Raw genomic sequence first — 20,530 nt, forward strand, 5'->3', positions numbered from 1 at the left:
CCCACCCCTCCCCGTCCCAGACCGGTTCGCGCGCGGCCAGCCTTCCCCCAAAGGCTGGCCGCACCTTTTTTGGAATAAGGGTAGCTCGAAGCCTACGCCGCCAGCGCCACGCGCGAGGTGGATTTTTGCCGCATCGGCTTGCCGCCGGGCGGTCCGGACGGTTGGTGGTCCAGCATCGAAAGCGCCTCGAGAACCTCATCGATTGTTACGATACGTCTTGTGCCTGCCAGCTCGCGCAGCGCGGGATTCGACGTCACCGCCGCCGCATCCGAGGCCCAGGACGCGAGGATCGCGCGCTTTTCGCTTAACGAAAGCGTCACGTCAGCAACCACGTCGCGCGGGTGATCGAACGCGGTCGCCGGATGCAGCACGGCATTCAGATCAAATACATTATCTGTCTGGTCGATCATCGGGTTGTCCTCCCAAAGGTAGAAAACGCTTCCCGCCGCAATGGTCGGGCGGAAAGCCTTCGGTCCCTTCGCGAAGCGTGACGGGCTTAAGCCGCCTTCGCCTCGATCTGCTGAACGTTGCCCGGCGCCGTGCCGTTGATCGCGATGCGGCGCGGTTTCATTGCCTCCGGCACTTCCCGGAACAGCTCGATCCGCAACAGGCCGTCCTCGAATGACGCGCTCTTCACCTGCACATGGTCGGCAAGGCTGAACTGGCGCTTGAAGGGGCGCGCGGAGATGCCCTGGTAGAGATATTCGCGCTGGCCCATCTCGGCCTTGCAGCCTTCGATCGTCACCGTGTTCTGCTCGGCAGTAACGGCAATCTCGTCGGCCGAGAAGCCGGCGACGGCGAGCGAAATCTGATAGCGGTCTTCGCCCAGCCGCTCGATGTTGTAGGGAGGGTAGTTATCCTCGCCGGCGCGTTGCGCGGTTTCGACGAGGTCGAAAAGGCGGTCGAAGCCGATGGTCGAACGCCAGAGGGGGGTGAAGTCGTATGTGCGCATAGCCAAATCCTCCATAGAGCAAGTTGGATACGAGCGGCACCGGACACGGCCGGTGCCCGTCTCAAGGCCGGGCCCATCAGGCGCCCGGACCGCCCTGCGGCGGCAGCAAAAAAATCAGAAAACCGCCATTTGGTTTCAAGGGGGCCAATAAAAATTTTTGGCTCCCTGTTGGCTCGTCTCCGTTATTTTTTGCACTGCACGAACGATGTGCCATGATGGACGGCCTCGGGAGAACGCACCTTGGCCCACAGCGAGATCGACGCCATCCGCGCATTGCTGGGCTCGAAGCCGCGGCCGGTTGGCTGGTCGGAGCGGCGGCAGCGCCTCGACGAGGTCGGATCGACCTGGCCGGTGGCGTCCGACGTAAAATGCGAGGCGGTCGATTGCGACGGCGTCGCCGGTGAATGGTCGATCGTTCCGGGCAGCGAGCCTTCGCGCGTGCTGCTGTATTTCCACGGCGGCGGATATTGCTCCGGCTCGATTGTGAGCCACCGCCGGCTGGTGACGGAGGCCGGGCGCGCGGCACGCACACGCACGCTTGCGATCGACTATCGGCTTTCCCCTGAACATCCCTACCCTGCCGCGCTTGACGACGCGCTCACGGCATGGCGCTTTCTGCGCCGGCACGGTATTGCAGCGACGCGGATCGCCGTCGGCGGCGACAGCGCCGGCGGCAACCTGACGCTCGGGCTGATCAACCGGCTGCGCGCGGCGGGAGAGCCGCTGCCCGCCTGCGCCTGGCTGATTTCGCCGTGGACCGACCTCACCATGTCAGGCAGCACGCTCGCGACCAAGGACGCCATTGATCCGCTGATTCACAAAGCCTACCTCGCTGAACTCGCGGATGCCTACGCGCCGCCATCGATCGATCGCCGCGATCCGCTGGTCTCGCCCCTGTTTGCCGATCTCACGGGTTTTCCGCCGGTCCTGATTCAGGTCGGATCGGCCGAGACGCTACTCGCGGACGCGACGCGGCTCGCCGAGGCCGCAGGGGCGACCGATGTCGATGTGACGCTGCAAATCTGGCCGCACATGATCCATGCATGGCCGGTCTGGAATGCGAATCTCGAGGACGGCCGACGCGCGCTGGCGTACGCCGGCCAGTTCATCCGGACGAATATCCGTTAGCCAAGGGCCGTTCCTGTAGCCCAAAACCCTGATCTTGCGGGGTTTTGCCCGGAATCCCGCGGCTTCCAGGCAAATCCCGGGTTTTAGCGCCGCCTGGCCTGTGCTATTCGGGAACATTGAATCACGTCCGGATTTGGAGTCGCATGATCGAACTCGCCCCCCGGAGTGCCAGCCCCATCGCGCGTTTCGGCGGACAGCCGATTGCGATCGCCGCTGCAGCCCTCGTCATTGTTGTGGTTGGCGTAACCTCTATCACCCTCTGGCGTGCCTATACCGGCAGCGCCCCCGAGACCGAACGCGTGGCCGCGACCCGGCAGTTGCAGGCGCGCGCCGCACAGGCGTCCGAACAATTGGTCGAGAAGACCAAGGGTCTGGAGGCGACGCAGCAGGAATCGATCGATCAGCTGCAGGTGGTGCAGGATCAGCTGCTGACCGTACGCCGCCTGCTCGCCGCGCAGCAGGCCGACAACAAAAAGCTTTCCGAGCAGGTCGGAACGCTCACCGAAGCGATCGACGGCTTGCGGCAATCCTTTGCCAGCACGCAAGCCTCCGAACCCGCCGCGGCTCCCGCGCCGCGCACGCGGTCAGCCAAGGCAAAGCCCCGCTCAAACCGGAGCGCGAACCGCAGCCGCGCCAAGGCGCGCGGCTGATCGGTATGAACGGCGCTTGGCGATGAAGCCCGCTCAGCGGGCTGACGCACGTCCGGCCCCTCACCTGTCCAGCCGCCTCACAACGACCGTCATTGCAGGTACCTTGAGAGGCGGTCCGATCCGGGCCACGCCATCATGCGGCCGGGCGACGGGATATTTTCCACCGTTACGGCACGTCTTGCCGCAACTTTTTTCCGCCTTTGTGAACTGGTTCACATATCCCCGCAGGAATCCCGGGCATCCTGAAATTCACCGGATGGCGTGAGCCGATTTCAATATCCGGGGCTGGCAAGGTCGTTGACGGTATACTGCGTCGACGGCCTTGTTTTTTTGCGCCCCTTTAACCGCCGCGGCGTGCAAGAACCTCAGTAGCTTACCGACGCCTGCAGCGATACGCGCCAGGATCCGGCCGGGGTGTGCAGCCCGTCGGTCATTGCCCTGGCCGCCAGCAATTTGGAATTGAAGTTCGACCCGGCCGCAAAGTCTAGTCCGGCCCCGACCGACGACAGCGTGGAGTCGCGCCGGAAAAACAGATCCCGCCCCCAGCCGACGTCGGCCAAGAGGAACGGCGCCAGCGTGCCCGGCATCCAGGAAGGCATGCTGGGCATCGAGACGTAGAGCGAGTTGCGCAGGATCATGGCCTGGTCGACCGCACCGTCTTCGGTCACATAACCGCGCACCGCGTGGATCCCGCCGAGCCCGATGCGTTCGGTGTCCGGAAGCGGCTTGGACGATGCCAGCACGGACACTTCTGATTTCAGCGACAGGCCCTTCGGCAGCGGCGTCACGCGGCCAAACTCGAGGGTGACGAGATTGGTCCGCACGTCGGTGATGCGTCCATTGGTGAAGGCATTCCAGGCGAGCGAATTGTTGCCGGACAGGATGCCGCCGGGGTTGGACTTGAACCGGACGTCGAGGGTGTTGGCGCCCAGATTGTCCGACCAGCGCCCGTTCCATCCGACCACCAATTGGGCAACATCGGCGCTGCCCTCCGCGACAGGCGTACCATCGAAGATGGTCGTGCGTAGCTGATGCTTGAGTTCGACGCCGCCGAGGAGATCGCCGATCGCCGGGGGCACCAGACCGGACAGCGCGGTCCGAACGATTGCCGAGGCCTGGCTGGTTTGAGTCTTGATGCGGAACAGATTGTTGGGCCGCTCATTGGTCAGCACGTGATCGCCCACGACTTCGAGACTTGTGCGCAATCCGAGCGGCGTGAGCAACCGTCCCGCCTGACTGACATACTTCGCGTCGTCGGGCCGGCTGAACAGCCCGTCGTCCATCCAGAAATTCCCGCTGCCGGTGAGCTGATAGGACGCGAAGATATCGGCGGACGGCGCCCCGCTGGCGCCGACATAATAGCGATTGCGGTCGGTCAGGAGCGTGCCGCTGTTGGCATAGCCGGCGTACACCTGCCACGGCTTGCGGTCCGTCACCTGGATGTTGACGTCGGTCAGGCCGAGATCCTTGCCGGGACCGAACACCGCTTCGACCTGCCGAAAGGGATTGCGGTTGGCCCAGTCGAGATCGGTCTCGAGTTTACGCGCATCGATTTCCTGTCTGGGGACGAGGCGGATGCGGCTTTGCGGATAGCTCTCGGGTGCGGCTCCCGTGACCTTGATGCCGGCGACCTTGAAGACGATCACGCGCAACTGGAGCACGCCGGACGATACTTCCTGCGGCGGCAGCGTGACCGACACGAATGGTCGCCCGGCCTCGCGGTAAGCCGCGGCCACCGCCGCCTGCACTTCGGCAATCAGCTTGCGGCTGAGCGGCCGATCGACGAATGGCGTGAGTTGCTCGCGGAGTACTGCGGTGTCGATTCCGCTGACCTGACTTACATCGACACCCTTCACGCCGCTGATCGGCTTCGCGCCGGCGTTTGCTCCAATCAGGACGATGCCTTGAACATTCACGCCGAGCGGCGTTGCGTCATCGCTCTTGAGCAGATCGTTGGTATCGATGTTGATCGCCGACGCGCGGCGCGGCGGCTCCGGCGGCAGATTGCGCTCCACCACTTGCGCCTGCGCGATGCCATCAGGCGCGATCGCAACGGCGCAGGTCATGATCAGCGCGCAACAGGTGCCGATTCCGCTTCCATGACGCGCGGATGTTCGCGCCCGTTGTGTCATGCGCGATCCGAAATGTCCTGAAAGCGCTAGCATCATGACGTCCGCAGCCTGCGAAGGCTTCGCGGTATCGACGTGTGAGTCCGCATGAGCTGCACGTTCCGACGTTCTGTCGCACACGGCGAACAATGAATAAGTCGACCAATATGGTTTATGGATTAAGAACGGCTTAAGGTTGAGTTCCGTGTGTGACATAACTGCTGCGTGAACGGTTGAAACGAATCCGCTCACACCAACTTACGCGTGCATCAACACACCGGAATGTGTGTGTGGCCGCCTGCCGTGGCCTCACGCAATCAACGTCAATTGTCGGCAAAGGCTGGCAGCCGATCGCGAGTGATCATCGTGTCGACGAATCTGGCGCGTTCGCCAATCCGCCGATTGTGCGGATGAGGAAGCTCGAGGCATTGCCTGGATTTGCAGATGATTGCGGGAGACGCTTGCTCGATGCTCACGGGCTCGCGCATCTGCTCGGGCGGCTGCGGCGCGGGCAAAGCCACCCGCGACTTCACGTAAGCTCCGAGTTCTGCGGTCGGTACGCGAGGAGCCGCCGCTGGCGTGACCGTGAGGTTCGCTCCAACAAAGGCGAAGGCGTAGTTCGAGGAGGCCGCCAGCGTCCCCAGCGTGATGCCGTACACGCCGGCTTCGCTGGAAGTCGTCGCCGACGTCGCCAGCGCGCCCGACAGCGTATCGCCATTGACCAGGCCCGAGCCGCCAACCTGATAGGTCAGCGCAGGATTGGCTTCGCCATAGGTGCGGCTCTGGGTATCCGCCGTGACGGTGATCGCGCGCGGCGTGACGGTCAGATTGGCGCTTGCATAGTTCAGCGCGTAGTTGCCCGAGGCCACCAGCGTGCCCTGCCCGATGCCGTAGGTGCCGACATTGCTCGAAATTGTCGCAGATGTCGCCAGCGCACCCGACAATGTATCGCCATTGACCAAGCCGCCAACCTGCCAGGTCAGCGCCGGATTGACGTCGCCATAGGCGCGGCTCTTGGCGTCGGCCGTCACCGTGAGCGCCCGCTGGGTGACCGTCAGGTTGTTGCTCGTATAGTTCAGCGCATAGTTGCCCGAGGCCGCCAGCGTGCCCTGCCCGATCCCGTAGGTGCCGACATTGCTCGAAATTGTCGCAGATGTCGCCAGCGCACCCGACAATGTATCGCCATTGACCAAGCCGCCAACCTGCCAGGTCAGCGCCGGATTGACGTCGCCATAGGCGCGGCTCTTGGCGTCGGCCGTCACCGTGAGCGCCCGCTGGGTGACCGTCAGGTTGTTGCTCGTATAGTTCAGCGCATAGTTGCCCGAGGCCGCCAGCGTGCCCTGCCCGATCCCGTAGGTGCCGACATTGCTCGAAATTGTCGCAGATGTCGCCAGCGCACCCGACAATGTATCGCCATTGACCAAGCCGCCAACCTGCCAGGTCAGCGCCGGATTGACGTCGCCATAGGCGCGGCTCTTGGCGTCGGCCGTCACCGTGAGCGCCCGCTGGGTGACCGTCAGGTTGTTGCTCGTATAGTTCAGCGCATAGTTGCCCGAGGCCGCCAACGTTCCCTGCCCGATCCCGTAGGTGCCGACATTGCTGGCTGTCGTTGCCGATGTCGCCAACGCGCCCGACAATGTATCGCCATTGACCAGGCCCGAGCCGCCGACCTGATAGGTCAGCGCTGGATTGACATCACCATAGGCGCGGCTCTGGGCGTCCGCCGTCACCGTGATCGCCCGCTGGGTGACGGTGAGGTTGTTGCTCGCATAATTCAGCGCATAGTTGCCCGAGGCCGCCAGCGTCCCCTGCCCGATCCCGTAGGTGCCGACATTGCTGGCTGTTGTCGCCGATGTCGCCAGCGCACCCGACAATGTATCGCCATTGACCAAGCCGCCAACCTGATAGGTCAGCGCCGGATTGACGTCGCCATAGGCGCGGCTCTTCGCATCCGCCGTGACGGTGAGCGCGCGCTGGGTGACGGTCAGATTGGCACTCGCATAGTTCAGCGCGTAGTTGCCCGAGGCCACCAGCGTCCCCTGCCCGATGCCGTAGACGCCGACATTGCTGGCTGCTGTCGCTGATGTTGCCAATGCGCCAGACAGCGTATCGCCATTGGCCAGGCCCGAGCCGCCAACCTGATAGGTCAAGGCCGGGTTGGCATCACCATAGGCGCGGCTCTGGGTATCCGCCGTCACAGTGATCGCCCGCGGCGTGACTGTGAGATTGGCACTCGCATAGTTCAGCGCATAATTGCCCGAGGCCGCCAAGCTACCCTGCCCGATCCCGTAGGCGCCGACATTGCTGGCTGTCGTTGCCGATGTCGCCAACGCGCCCGACAATGTATCGCCATTGACCAGGCCCGAGCCGCCGACCTGATAGGTCAGCGCTGGATTGACGTCACCATAGGCGCGGCTCTTGGCATCGGCCGTCACGGTGAGCGCGCGTTGGGTGACGGTCAGATCAGCGCTCGCATAGTTCAGCGCATAATTGCCCGAGGCCGCCAAGCTACCCTGCGTGATGCCGTAGGTGCCGACATTGCTCGGAATTGTCGCAGATGTCGCCAGCGCACCTGACAGCGTGTCACCATTGACCAAGCCGCCAACCTGATAGGTCAGCGCTGGATTGACATCGCCATAGGCACGGCTCTTCGCATCGGCCGTGACGGTGAGCGCGCGCTGGGTGACGGTCAAATCAGCGCTCGCATAGTTCAGCGCGTAATTGCCCGAGGCCGCGAGGCTTCCCTGCCCGATCCCGTAAATACCGACATTGCTGGCTGTCGTCGCTGACGTCACCAGCGCACCCGACAATGTATCGCCGTTGACCAGGCCCGAACCGCCGACCTGATAGGTCAGCGCTGGATTGGCATCGCCATAGGCACGGCTCTTCGCGTCAGCCGTCACGGTGATCGCCCGCTGGGTGACGGTGAGGTCGTTACTCGTATAGTTCAGCGCGTAGTTGCCCGAGGCCGCCAAGCTACCCTGCCCGATCCCGTAAATGCCGACATTGCTCGAAGTTGTCGCCGACGTCGCCAGCGCGCCCGACAGCGTGTCACCATTGACCAAGCCGCCAACCTGATAGGTCAGCGCCGGATTGACGTCGCCATAGGCGCGGCTCTTGGCATCGGCCGTCACGGTGATCGCGCGCTGGGTGACGGTGAGGTTGTTGCCCGTATAGTTCAGCGCATAGTTGCCCGAAGCCACCAGCGTCCCCTGCCCGATCCCGTAGGTGCCGACATTGCTGGCTGTCGTCGCCGACGTCACCAGCGCACCCGACAGCGTGTCACCATTGACCAGGCCGGAACCGCCAACCTGATAGGTCAGCGCCGGATTGACGTCGCCATAGGCGCGGCTCTTGGCGTCGGCCGTCACCGTGATCGCGCGCTGGGTGACGGTGAGGTTGTTGCTCGTATAGTTCAGCGCGTAGTTGCCCGAGGCCGCCAGCGTGCCCTGCCCGATCCCGTAGGTGCCGACATTGCTGGCTGTCGTCGCCGACGTCACCAGCGCACCCGACAGCGTGTCGCCGTTAACTAGCCCGGGGCCGCCGACTTGATAGGTGAGCGCCGGATTGGCATCGCCATAGGCCCGGCTCTTGGCATCGGCCGTCACCGTGATCGCGCGCTGGGTGACGGTGAGGTTGTTGCCCGTATAGTTCAGCGCATAGTTGCCCGAAGCCACCAGCGTTCCCTGCCCGATCCCGTAGGTGCCGACATTGCTGGCTGTCGTCGCTGACGTCACCAGCGCACCCGACAGCGTGTCGCCGTTGACCAGGCCCGAACCGCCGACCTGATAGGTGAGCGCAGGATTGGCATCGCCATAGGCCCGGCTCTTCGCATCGGCCGTCACCGTGAGTGCGCGCTGGGTGACGGTGAGGTTGGCGCCTGTGAATGAAGACAGTGTGTAGTTGCTCGAGGCGGCCAGCGTGCCTTGCGTGATGCCGTAGAGGCCGACATTGCTGGCTGTTGTCGCCGACGTTGCCAGCGCACCCGACAACGTATCGCCATTGACCAGCCCGGAGCCGCCGACCTGGTAGGTCAGCGTCGGATTGGCGTCGCCATAGGCCCGGCTCTTGGCGTCGGCCGTTACCGTGATCGCACGCGGCGTGACGGTGAGATTGGCGCCTGTAAATGAAGACAGTGTGTAGTTGCTCGAGGCGGCCAGCGTGCCCTGGGTGATGCCATAGAGGCCGGCATTGCTGGCTGTCGTCGCCGATGTCGCCAGCGCACCCAACAACGTATCGCCGTTGACCAGGCCGGAGCCGCCGACCTGCCAGGTCAGCGCTGGATTGACATCGCCATAGGCCCGACTCTTGGCATCGGCCGTGACGGTGATCGCGCGCGACGTGACCGTCAGCGCGGCTGGCGTTTGGATCAGGCGATAGGCCTGTCCGGTGGTGCTGGTGACGCTGCCGCCCGCTGTGATCGCGTAGCTGCCAACATTGGACGTCGTCGTCGCCGTCGTCGACAGCGAGAGGCCGCCGAGAATGGCTGATGTGTCGCCGGTGTGCAGGCCATAGGACGTATAGGTGAAAGCCGGGTTGGCATCGCCGTAGGTCCGCGACGCATTGGCGGGATCGACGCGCAGGACATAGTTGACGCCGTAGAGCTGCGGATAATAACCGGCGCTCGGCGCCGACCACACGTTGGCGAAGTCCCAGCCGGCGTACGTGGTCGCGTAGTTGGCAGGATTCTGCATCTGGCTGGTCGTCAGGCCGATCCCGCCGTTGACGGTTCCGTTTCCGATGGCGGCGTTCTGGCCTGTCGTCACCGTGTCAAAATAGGATTGGGTGATCGTGCCACCGTTATTGCCGACCAGCCCGCCGAGGGTAGAGCCGCTCACCGCCCCGGCGACGTAGGCCTGGGTGATGGTGCCGCTATTGTTGCCGGCAAGACCTCCGGCGTACTGGCCGCTGACCGCGCCGACGGCGTAGGCCTGTGCGATCGCGCCGTCATTGTAGCCGACAAGCCCGCCGACATAAAAATTAGGGCTGCCGACCGTCGCGCTGGCATAGGATTGCGTGACGTTGCTGCCCGTACCAACGTTGTACCCGACCAGCCCGCCGATATATCCGCCTGTGCCGTTCACCACGCCAGTCGCATAGGACCGCGTGATGGTGCCGGCATTGGTGCCTGCCAGCCCGCCGACATGGTTGCTGCCGGTCACTGCGGCACCCAGTAGACCCACGTCCTGCACCGTTACGCCCGCGCCGACATACCCAAACAGTCCGACATCATCGGTGGTCGGCCGATTGATGGTCAGGTTGGCAATGGTGTAGCCTTGGCCGTTGAACGCTCCGGTGAATTTCGTGGTGGTGCTGCCGATCGGGGAGAAGCCCGCCGACGACCACATGCCGGGATATTTGCCGTTGACGGCCGCCAGGCTGGAGCTGAGGTCGATATTGCCGGCCAGCGTATAGCTCGCGCCGAGATTCATCGCCATCAACTGAAGCTGGTGCGCGTTGGTGATGGTGGTTTGATGTTCCCAGCGGCCGAACGGCCGGGTTTGGCCGTCGACCATGAACCAACCGGCCGTGCCCGCTCCCGGAAAGCTGAAGCTGCTATAGGCGCTTTGCTTGAAGGCGTAGTTGGCGGCGGCTGACTGCGCCGGGTCGCTGGTCACGGCCGTCGCGCTGCCCGAACCGGTGCCGATGGCGGACGTCTTTCCGCTCGTGTAGGTGTCCCAGTAGGACGCCGTGATGGAGCCGCCGTTGAAGCCGATCAGCCCGCCGACAGCGCTCGGGCTAGCGCCGGTGCCTGTCACGGCGCCCGTTGCATAGACCTGTGATACCGAGCCGGGGTTAGTAGCGCAGCCGGAACTGCCACAGTTATTCAACCCGATGGCACCGCCAACGTAGAGCGGTCCGCTCACGGTGCTGCTCGAATAGCCATTCGACACGGTCTGAAAGTTGTAGCCGATGAGACCGCCGGCGCCGGCACTGGTGGCGGTGACCGATCCGCTCGAATAGACGTTGCTGACCGTCCCGTAGTTCGTGCCGACGATCCCGCCGACAATCTCCCAGCCGGTGACGGTCGCACCGATGACGCCAACGTTGCTTACCGTGCCGCCGGCGCCGAGATAGCCGATCAGCCCGATGTTTTGGACTGACAGCCGATTGATGAAGAGCCCGGAAATCGTGTGGCCCTGGCCGTTCAAGTTTCCGCTGAAGCTGGTCCCGCTGCCGATCGGCTCGAACCCGGCGCCGCTATTCCAGCCGGATGTAACGCCGGCATCGATGTCGCGGCCGAGCGCATAGGTGCCGGACAGGTTGTTCTTCATGTTTTGCAGGTCAAAGACATTGTTGACTAGCATGTTCGTCTTGAGCGTGGCGCCGCCCGTGACGTTGCCGCTGAAAGTCGTCTGCGTCGGTGCCGTATATTTGGTGGTGTTGACCGTCGAGTTGCTGCCGGTCGGATTGTAGTAGATCGAGACCGTTCCCGCGGTCGACACCTGCCCGCCGCCGAACGTCACGGTGCCGGTGCCCGTGCCGGCATTGTCGGCGCGCAGCACGACACCGCCGCCGCCGGTGCTCGTGATGTTGGCGTTGACCGCGATGTTGCGATAGGCGCTGAGCGTCAGCGTCGCGTTGGTCGACCAGCTGATCCCGCTGGCCACCGTGATGTCGCCACTGCCGCCGCTGCCGGCCGCGTTCGTCTCCTGGATGACGTTGCTGCCGCCGTTGAGCGCGCTCGCGATGGTGCCGGCGAGCGTTGAGTTGATCGTCAGATCCACCGGATCGAGCAGCCAGGTGCCGCCGGGACCGGCATTGACGCTGCCGCCCGCGAAGTCGAACGTATGCCCCGAGGTCTCGATGAAGCCGCCGCGCAGCCCGGTGGCGCTGATCGCGCCGCCAAACGACGTCGTGTCGTCCGACCACACCACCACATTGCCGCCGGCGCCGGAGGTGCCGTCCGCCGTGATCGTCGCGCCCGTCTCGATCGTCGTGTTCTGCGCATTGGCGATGGCCTGCGGCAGAAACTTCCGCGCGGCGTCCGATCCGCCGGCGCGGTCGCCGCCGATCAGCACGGTGCCGCCCGATGTCCCGCTGGCGTCGATCTTTGCGCCTGACGTCAGAGTGACGTCCTTGCCGGTCACCACCACGGTGCCGCCGGTGCCGCTGCTGCCTTTAGCGGTGATGGCGCCGCCGACCACGACCTTGTCGCCGCTGACGACGACGTCGCCGCCGGTGAACGCGCGCGGTTCGCCTGAACGCACCGGCGCGGTTGGGGCGTCCGCCTGGATGCGCCGCGCCACCACTTTCTGCGTTACATTGACCGAACCGCCCTCGGAGGTGAGGAAAACCCGCCCGCCCTTGTTGGCAACACCGGTTGCCGAAATGGCGCCACCGGTATTGCCGGCAAGCGCATAGATGTTGCCGCCATTGGCGCGCAACTCCACTTCCGTGGCGCGGATCGCACCGCTGTTGCGGATCTCGCCATCCTGCGCCGGACGCCGCACCAGCACCTTGCCGTTGCCGAGCGAGCCGTCGCTCAGCATCACCTCGCTGCTCGACGCCATCGCGGCGGTGCCGTTGCGCGCGGTCAGCGAGCCGTCGTTGCGAACCTGGCGCGCGATCAGCACGACGTCGCCCTTCGATGAGCCGATCTTGCCGAGATTAACGACCGAGGCGTTGCTGTTGCCGCTGAAGGTCAGCGCGCCTCCGGCCCGGAAATCGGCGTCCTTCACATCCAGCGTCGAGGCGACGAAACTGCCCCCGGTCTTGATCACGCCGTTCGGCCCGACGACTACCCCCGACGGATTGACGAGATAAACCGAGCCGGTTGCCGACACGACGCCGTTGATCGACGACGGCACATTGCCGGTCACGCGGTTGAGCGTCGCGCCGCTGCCGTTATTGAACTGGACCTGATTGCCTTGCCCGATTGAAAAGCTCGACCAGTTGACGATCCCGGTGCGGCTCGATTGGCTGATCGTGAGGCTGGTCGGCGAAGTCGAACTGATCGAAACGTTTCCGCTCGCCACCGTTCCGCCGGCGGGCAGGGATTGTGCAATCGCTGGTTGAATGTAGCCCAAACTCCACAAAAGCGCGATCACGCTGACAGAGGCCCGAAGCTCCCTGGCCGATAAAAGACCCGACATGGATGAAACTATCAATCGAACCACCATCCGCTACAGATCGCGGCACCACGAACTTCCCGCCTCCACAAATTCTTTGTCAGATTTGCAATGGTTCGATGCACGCGCGGCAAAGTTCCACGAGACCATCTAAGGATGTACCAACCAATAGTCGCAAGTTTTCGGAAAATTGCGAATGATCGCCGGTGACGGCAGACGCCAGCATCGCGCGCAATACGTGACAGCGCAAAAGCGCACGATGCTGTCGAGATCGCCTATCCGACGCGATCGCGTTCGCGATACGGCTTGGACATCCGATGCGCGCATCGAAGCAGATGATCTGTGCAGTCGCTTGCGCTCAAAGAGACGGCAGGCGTCGCCGGCAAAGGAAAACAAGTCGAGGACGACGCCGAAGTTTCGCGCGGACGGCCGCGCACGACGGCCGTGGCTCACGCGATCAAGATCAATTATCGAGAGAGGCCGGCAGCCGATTGCGATCGGTCATCGTGCCGACGAATCTGGCCCTGGTGCCAATTCGCCGGTTGTCGGGATGAGGAAGCCGGAGGCATTGCTCGGATTTGCAGATCATTGCCGCAGACGATTCCTCGATGCCTTCGGACTCGAACTTCTGCCCGGGCGGCTGCGGCGCGGGCGCCCGCACTGACGACCTCGCGTAGGACCCGAGCCTTTCGGTCGGCACTTGAGGGGCCGCTGGCGTGATCGTGAGGTTCGCTCCAACAAAGGTGAAGGCGTAATTCGATGAGGCCGCCAGCGAGCCTTGCGTGATGCCGTAGACGCCGGCATTGCTGGCTGCTGTCGCCGACGTCGCGAGCGCACCCGATAGCGTGTCGCCGTTGGCGAGGCCCGAGCCGCCGACCCGCCAGGTCAGAACAGGGTTGGCGTCACCATAGGCGCGGCTCTTCGCATCGGCCGTGACCGTGATCGCGCGCGGCGTGACGGTGAGATTGGCGCCTGCAAATGAAGACACCGTGTAGTTGGTCGAGGCCGCGAGCGTGCCCTGCGTAATGCCGTAGACGCCGATGTTGCTGGCTGTTGTCGCCGATGTCGCCAGCGCGCCTGACAGTGTATCGCCATTGACCAGGCCGGAGCCGCCGACCTGATAGGTGAGAACAGGATTGGCGTAGCCATAGACGCGGCTCGCGGCGTCGGCCGTGACAGTGATCGAGCGCGGCGTGACGGTCAGCGCACCCGGTGCATCGATAAAGCGATAGGCCTGCCCGGAGACGCTGACGGCGCTGCCGCTCGCCGTGATCGCGTAGCTGCCGACGTTCGATAATGACGTCGCCGCCGTCGACACCGAGAGACCGGTGATGATCCCGGATGTGTCGCCGGCATGCGGGCCGTAGATCGAATAGGTGAACGCCGGGTTGGCCTCACCGTAAACCCGCGACGCGTTGGCCGGATCGACGCGCAGCACGTAATTGACCCCATAGAGCTGCGGATAGTAACCGGCGCTCGGCGCGGACCAGACGGTGGCGAAATCCCAGCCCGCGTAGGTCGACGCATAGTTTGCGGGATTTTGCATCTGGGCGGTGGTGAGACCCGTGATGCCGGTGCTGGCGCCGCTGCCAACGGCATTCGTTCGCCCGGACGTATCGGTGTCCCAGTATGACGACGTGATGGCCCCGGTGCCGGTGGCCGATCCAATCAGGCCGCCGGCTGCTGCGGCGCCAGGCGAGATCGCGCTGACCGCTCCGGCCGCGTAGGTCTGTGCGACCGTGCCCGTGCTGGCGTGGCTGCCAATCAGTCCGCCCGCCATTGCCGTACCGGTCGCGGCGTTGGCCGTGGCGCTAGCAGCACCGGTCGCGTAGGACTGCATAACGGTAGCTGCGCCGATATTCCTGCCGAGCAATCCACCCGACATTGAGACGCCGGCAGCCGAGATGGCGCTGGCCGCACCGGTCGCGTAGGACTGTGTGAGCGTAGCCGTGCTGCCGTTGGTGCCGATCAGTCCGCCCGCAGACGTGGCCGTGGCCGCTGCATACGTGGACGTAACGTTGACGGCCCCGGTCGCATAGGACTTGGTGATGGCTCCGGAGTTGCTGGCGACCAGTCCACCCCCTGTCAATGTGGCGATGGTCGACGACGTGACGTCGACCGCTCCAGTCGCATAAGACCTGTCGACGGAAGCTCCCACGGCGTTGGTGCCGACCAGTCCACCGCCGAACGATTCTGTGGTCACGGCTCCGGTCGCATGAGAATTGACGATGGTTGCGCCACTGTTGTTGTAACCGACCAGGCCGCCTGCGAAGGCTGTGGCAGTCACGGATCCGGTCGCATAGGAATCGACGATGGTTGCGCCGGTGTTGAGACCGACCAGGCCGCCGACTCCCTGGCTGCCGCCGCTCACCGCTCCAGTGGCATAGCTCCTGAGGATGCTTCCGTTGCTCTGAGCGGTGAGGCCACCGGCGCGCGTGGCCCCGGTACCGGCGGTCACGTTGCCGGTCGCGTAGCTGTCCTGGATGGTGCCGATCCCGTTGTTCCAACCGACGAGGCCGCCCATGGACGAACTGGTGGTGGTTGTTCCGGCGACCGTGACGGCCGCCCAGCTACTGGCAACGCTGCCCAGGGATTCTCCTGCCAGTCCGCCGCCATAACTACCGGCCGTGACCGTGCCCGTCGCGGAGGCATTGCTGATAGTCCCCCTCGACAGACCGACCAGGATGCCGACGCGCGCCGCCCCAGCGACAGTTGCGGCCTGCAAGCTGACATTGCTCAGCGCAGCTCCGGCTCCGGCATATCCGAAAAGTCCGACATGGTTAGTGGACGGCCGATTGATCATTAGGTTTGAGATCACATGGCCCTGCCCGTCGAAGCTTCCGGTGAACAGGTAGGAGAAATCACCAATCGGCGAGAAGCCGGCCGACGACCACATCCCGGGATACTTGCCTCCGGCAGCAAGACCGCTCGCAAAATCGATGTTGGATGTGAGCTGATAGCTCGCACCGAGGTCCATCGCCATTAGTTGAAGCTGATGTGCGTTCGCGATATTGGTCGAATATTCCCACTGGCCGAACGGGCGGGTCCGGCCATCGATCGAGAACCAGCCGGTGGCGCTGTTGCCGGCGGTGAAGTCGAAACCGGCATAGGCGCTCTGCTTGTACGCATAGTTTGCAGCGGCCGACTGCGCCGGATCGCTGGTCACTTCAGTCAGGCCGATCGGCGCGGTGCCGTCGCCGATTCCGGCGGCCCGACCTGTGGTGTAGCTGTCCCAATAGGACTGCGTGATCGAGCCGTCATTATAGCCGGCCAGACCGCCGACATTGGACGTGGCGCTCACCGCGCCGGTCGCGTAGGACAGCGTGATGGAGCCGCCATTGTATCCGACCAGCCCGCCCACATCGCTCTGGCCGCTCACAGCCCCGGTCGCATAGGCCTGCGATATGCTGCCGAAACTCAATCCGGCGATTCCGCCGACAAGCCCCCCCGGCGCACTCACGGTGCTGTTCGAATAGACATTCGACAGCGCCCCGTCATTGAAACCAACGATACCGCCAGCACCGAAATCGGTGCCGGTGACCGATCCGGAGGTGTAAACTCCGGAGATGGCACCCATGTTTTCACCGACGATGCCGCCGACCGCCGTGTACCCGGTAATGGAAACGCCCACGAGCCCAACGTTCCTTACCGTTGCGGCGGCGCCGTTGTAACCGAACATTCCGACGAACTCGGACGTTGGCCGATTGACGAAGAGACCTGAGATCACGCGGCCCTGACCGTCGAAGGTTCCGGTGAAGGGGCTGCTGCTGCCGCCGACCGGCAAGAACCCGGCGCCGCCGTTCCAACCGGACGTCGCGGCGGCGTCGATGTCGCGGCCGAGCGCATAGGTGCCCGATAGGTAGTTCTGCATGTTCTGCAGGTCACAGACATTGTTGACCAGCATGTACGTGTCGAGCGTGGCGCCGCCGGTGACGTTGCCGCTGAAGTTCGTCTGCGTACCGGCCGAGTATTTGGCCGGATTGACGGTCGAATTGTCGCCGGTCGGATTGTAGAAGATCGAGACGGTCCCCGCGGTCGATACCTGGCCGCCGCCGAACGTTACGGTACCGGTACCCGTGCCGGCGTTGTCGGCGCGCAGCACGACACCGCCGCCGCCGGTGCTCGCGATGTTGGCGTTGACCGCGATGTGGCGATAGGCGCTGAGCGTCAGCGTCGCATCGCTCGACCAGCTGATGCCGCTTGCCACCGTGATGTCGCCGTTGCCGCCGGTGCCGGTCGCGGTGGTCTGCTGGGTGACGTTGCTGCCGCCGTTGAGCGCGGTCGCGATGGTGCCGGCGAGCGTCGCATTGATCGTCAGATCCACGGGATCGAGCAGCCATGCGCCGCCCCTGCCGGCATTGACGCTGCCGCCGGTGAAATTGAAGATATGCCCCGAGGTCTCGATGAAGCCGCCGCGCAGCCCTTGGGTGCTGATGGCGCCGGCAAACGAGGTCGTGCCATCCGACCACACCACCACATTGCCGCCGGCGCCGGACGTGCCGTCGGCCGTGATCGTCGCGCCCGCCTCGATCGTCGTGTTCTGCGCATTGGCGATGGTCTGCGGCAGAAACTTCAGCGCGGCGTCCGACCCGCCGGCCCGGTCGCCGCCGATCAGCACGGTGCCGCCCGATGTCCCGCTGGCATCGATCGTAGCGCCCGAGGTCAAGGTGACGTCCGTGCCCGTCACCACCACGGTGCCGCCGGCGCCGGCATTGCCCTTTGCCACGATCGCGCTGCCGATCACGACTTTGTCGGCGCTGACGAAGACGTGGCCGCCGGTGAACGGGCCGCGCAGACCGGCGGTTCGCGCCACGTTTGCTTGGACGCGCCGCGCGATGACCTTCTGCGTCACGTTGACCGAACCGCCCTCGGCCGTGAGAAAAATTCGTCCGCCCTTGCTGGCGACGCCCGTGGCCGTAATGGCCCGCCCGGTGTTGCCGGCGAGCGCATAGATGTTGCCGCCATTGGCGCGCAGTTCTATCTCGGCGGCGCGGATCGCACCGCTGTTGCGGATCTCGCCATCCTGCGCCGGACGCCGCACCAGCACCTTGCCATTGCCGAGCGAGCCGTCGCTCAACACCACCTCGCTGCCGGACGCCATCGCGGCGGTGCCGTTGCGCGCCGTCAGCGCGCCGTTGTTACGAACCTGGCGCGCGATCAGGACGACGTCACCCTTCGACGAGCCGATCTTGCCGAGATTTACAACCGAGGCATTGCTGTTGCCGCTGAAAGTCAGCGATCCTCCGGCGCGGAACTCCGCATCCTTGACGTCCAGCGTCGAGGCCACGAAGCTACCGCCGGTATTGATCACGCCGGTCGGTCCCACGACCACTCCCGACGGATTGACGAGGTAGACCGAGCCGGTCGCTGACAGGACGCCGTTGATCGACGACGGCACATTGCCCGTCACGCGGTTGAGCGTCGCGCCGCTGCCGTTATTGAACTGGACCTGATGGCCTTGCCCGATTGAAAAGCTCGACCAGTTGACGATCCCGGTGCGGCTCGATTGGCTGATCGTGAGGCTGGTCGGCGACGTCGAGCTGATCGAAACGTTTCCGCTCGCCACCGTTCCGCCGGTCGGCAGCGATTGCGCCATCGACGGTTGCGCGCAACCCAGGCCCCACACGAGCGCGATCAAGCTGACGGAAGTTCGAAACTCTCGTGTGCACGATTTGAGGGCCGACGAGAGATCCGACGTGGATGAGACGATCAATCGAACCACCATCCGCGACAGGTCGCGGCACTACAAGTTTCCCGCCTCCACAAATTCTTTGCCGGACATGCGACGGTTCTATGCACGCGCGGCAAAGTTCCATGCGACCATCTAAGGATGCATCAACTAATAGTCGCAATTTTTCGGAAAATTGCGAATGATGGCAGGTGACGGCAAACGCCAAGCATCGCGCGCAGTACGCGATAGCGCACGACGCTGGTCGAGACCGCCTATCCGACGTGATCGCTCTTGCGGTATGGCTTGGGAATCCGATGCGGCCTGGACGTCCTCTGCTCGATTTCCCAGAACATCCAGACGAAGGCCGCACCCAGACAAATCACGATAATCAGAAATAGCAACGTCAATGCCGGGGCTGTGAGCATGTTCAACATCCCTGATCAGATGCAAACGGCGCATCAGCAAACGGAATAAAAACCACAGCCTCGGTGATGAAAACACCGAGGTCGCGCTATTCATGCCGCTGTGATCTCGCCCTCGAAGTGCTCGACGCTTTCGGGCGTCGGATCCTCGCAGATCCCGGGTTAAGTCTAGAACGAGTTCTCGGAGTTGACTTTGCCTATTTTGCTCCCGTCATGCGACCGGACGTCCCAGGTCAGCCGCATACCTGAACGGGCCGAATGCGCCAGCCATATGGAGTAAGCACACTCCGGCGAACGATGTAGCAGCCGCTATCGTCGTAATAATAGGAATCGTCATAGCCGTAATCATAGTCGCTGTAATAACCATAGGGTCCGTAGAGCCCGTAGCCCAGGCCAAGGCCGACCGCTACCACCGGAAATCTGCGATGCCGGAATCCGGGATGGAAGCCGCCCCGGAAGCGGTTGACGGCGAAGGTGCCGCCGCGAAATCCGGCTGCTGGCAAAACGGCCGAACGGAAACCGCCGCCGATCGCGGCAGTGCGGAAGCCAGGTCCTCCGATCGCGGCAGTGCGGAAGCCAGCTCCGCCCACTCCAATCCCGCCACCGCGGAAGCCCGCGCCACCTGTTCCGATCGTGCCACCGCGGAAGCCACCGCCACCTATTCCGATCGCGCCGCCGCGGAAGCCGCCGCCACCCATTCCCATGCCGCCGCCGCGGAATCCGCCGCCGGAAAAACCACCGCCGCCGCGGAAACCGCCGCCCCCACCGCCACCAAAACGGGCCGAAGCGGTATCCGGGACCAGCATGGCGGCTGAGGCGGTCACGAAAAAGGCGACCATCATTTTCCGTAACATGACACATCCTCCGTGATCTTGAGTTCGAAGGCTCGACGCTCTCGGCGTCGGATCCTCAGAGATCGTGGAGTAACTCTAGGACGACTTCTCGGAAGCGGCTGGGCAATTTTACTCACTTCTGCGCGACCGGACGTCGTGCGGAATCGGCATCAGCAGCCGCGGCAAATACTCTTGATCTTGCGATCGATCGTCTTGTTCTCTTCGGCGATTTCGGTGTCGACGTCCTTTGCCGATCTTCCCGACCCCGTGGTTACGCCGCTGCCGGTATTGACACCGCCGCCTGACGATTGCGCGGTGCCGGCGGTGTTGGTGCCCGGCGCCGGCGGCGACGCGCGCCTTGACTGGTTCGCCGCGCCACTCGGATCTTCACCGGCATTGTTCAATCCGCCTGGTGCGGCGGGTCCGGGAGGAACGCCGCTGATGCCTTGCGAACCGGCACCGGCAGAGCCTGCGCTCGGCGAGCCGGCGGCGCTACCGCTGCTGCTGCCGGCAGACGATCCGCCCGCAGATCCGCCTGCGCTCTGGGCAAACGAAGCGACCGGGGATATCAGGATTGTGATTGCCGCAACTGCGGCGGCCGCAGATACCAGCTTCATCGGAAATCTCCTTTTCGGAGCAACGACAGCGCCCCGGCCCTTGTTCCTGCCGGAACGATTCCGCCGCCAGATCATTC

General features: G+C 64.1%; 10 protein-coding genes. 2 read left to right on the forward strand and 8 right to left on the reverse strand.

Annotated elements, in window-relative coordinates; translation table 11 throughout:
- Positions 1–92 precede the first annotated feature (92 nt).
- Both IVB05_RS29330 and IVB05_RS29335 read right to left on the reverse strand, forming a co-directional pair.
- Complete coding sequence (locus IVB05_RS29330) at positions 93–410, reverse strand: hypothetical protein (protein ID WP_247779410.1); 318 nt, start codon at positions 408–410, stop codon at positions 93–95.
- A gap of 86 nt (positions 411–496) precedes the next feature.
- A complete protein-coding gene (locus IVB05_RS29335; protein ID WP_247779411.1) occupies positions 497–952 on the reverse strand; it encodes an Hsp20 family protein in 456 nt (151 codons plus the stop codon).
- Between the two features lie 240 nt (positions 953–1,192).
- On the opposite strand from IVB05_RS29335, the gene IVB05_RS29340 reads away from it, so the two are divergent.
- Both IVB05_RS29340 and IVB05_RS29345 read left to right on the forward strand, forming a co-directional pair.
- Positions 1,193–2,080 carry an alpha/beta hydrolase gene (locus tag IVB05_RS29340; RefSeq protein ID WP_247779412.1) on the forward strand — a complete coding sequence of 296 codons (888 nt, stop codon included), beginning with the start codon at positions 1,193–1,195 and terminating at the stop codon, positions 2,078–2,080.
- A gap of 143 nt (positions 2,081–2,223) precedes the next feature.
- Positions 2,224–2,730 carry a hypothetical protein gene (locus IVB05_RS29345; protein WP_247779414.1) on the forward strand — a complete coding sequence of 169 codons (507 nt, stop codon included), beginning with the start codon at positions 2,224–2,226 and terminating at the stop codon, positions 2,728–2,730.
- A 365-nt stretch (positions 2,731–3,095) separates the two neighbouring features.
- Here IVB05_RS29345 and IVB05_RS29350 read toward each other — a convergent pair whose 3' ends face one another.
- The 6 genes from IVB05_RS29350 to IVB05_RS29375 form a co-directional block, all read right to left on the reverse strand.
- On the reverse strand, positions 3,096–4,796 hold the full coding sequence (locus tag IVB05_RS29350) for a ShlB/FhaC/HecB family hemolysin secretion/activation protein (RefSeq protein WP_247779416.1): 1,701 nt from the start codon (positions 4,794–4,796) through the stop codon (positions 3,096–3,098).
- Positions 4,797–5,161: 365 nt separating this feature from the next.
- A complete protein-coding gene (locus IVB05_RS29355; RefSeq protein WP_247779418.1) occupies positions 5,162–12,934 on the reverse strand; it encodes an MBG domain-containing protein in 7,773 nt (2,590 codons plus the stop codon).
- Positions 12,935–13,373: 439 nt separating this feature from the next.
- Positions 13,374–18,506, reverse strand: coding sequence for an MBG domain-containing protein (locus tag IVB05_RS29360; protein ID WP_247779420.1), 5,133 nt, complete (start codon positions 18,504–18,506; stop codon positions 13,374–13,376).
- A gap of 243 nt (positions 18,507–18,749) precedes the next feature.
- Entirely contained in the window at positions 18,750–19,100 is a 351-nt protein-coding gene (locus IVB05_RS29365; RefSeq protein ID WP_247779422.1) for a hypothetical protein, read from the reverse strand.
- Positions 19,101–19,236: 136 nt separating this feature from the next.
- Positions 19,237–19,857: a hypothetical protein gene (locus IVB05_RS29370; RefSeq protein ID WP_247779423.1), complete on the reverse strand. Its 621-nt coding sequence runs from the start codon at positions 19,855–19,857 to the stop codon at positions 19,237–19,239.
- Positions 19,858–20,006: 149 nt separating this feature from the next.
- Positions 20,007–20,453: a hypothetical protein gene (locus IVB05_RS29375; RefSeq protein WP_247779424.1), complete on the reverse strand. Its 447-nt coding sequence runs from the start codon at positions 20,451–20,453 to the stop codon at positions 20,007–20,009.
- Positions 20,454–20,530 lie beyond the last annotated feature (77 nt).

The sequence above is a fragment of the Bradyrhizobium sp. 170 genome, from assembly GCF_023101085.1.
Classification (GTDB): Bacteria; Pseudomonadota; Alphaproteobacteria; order Rhizobiales; family Xanthobacteraceae; genus Bradyrhizobium.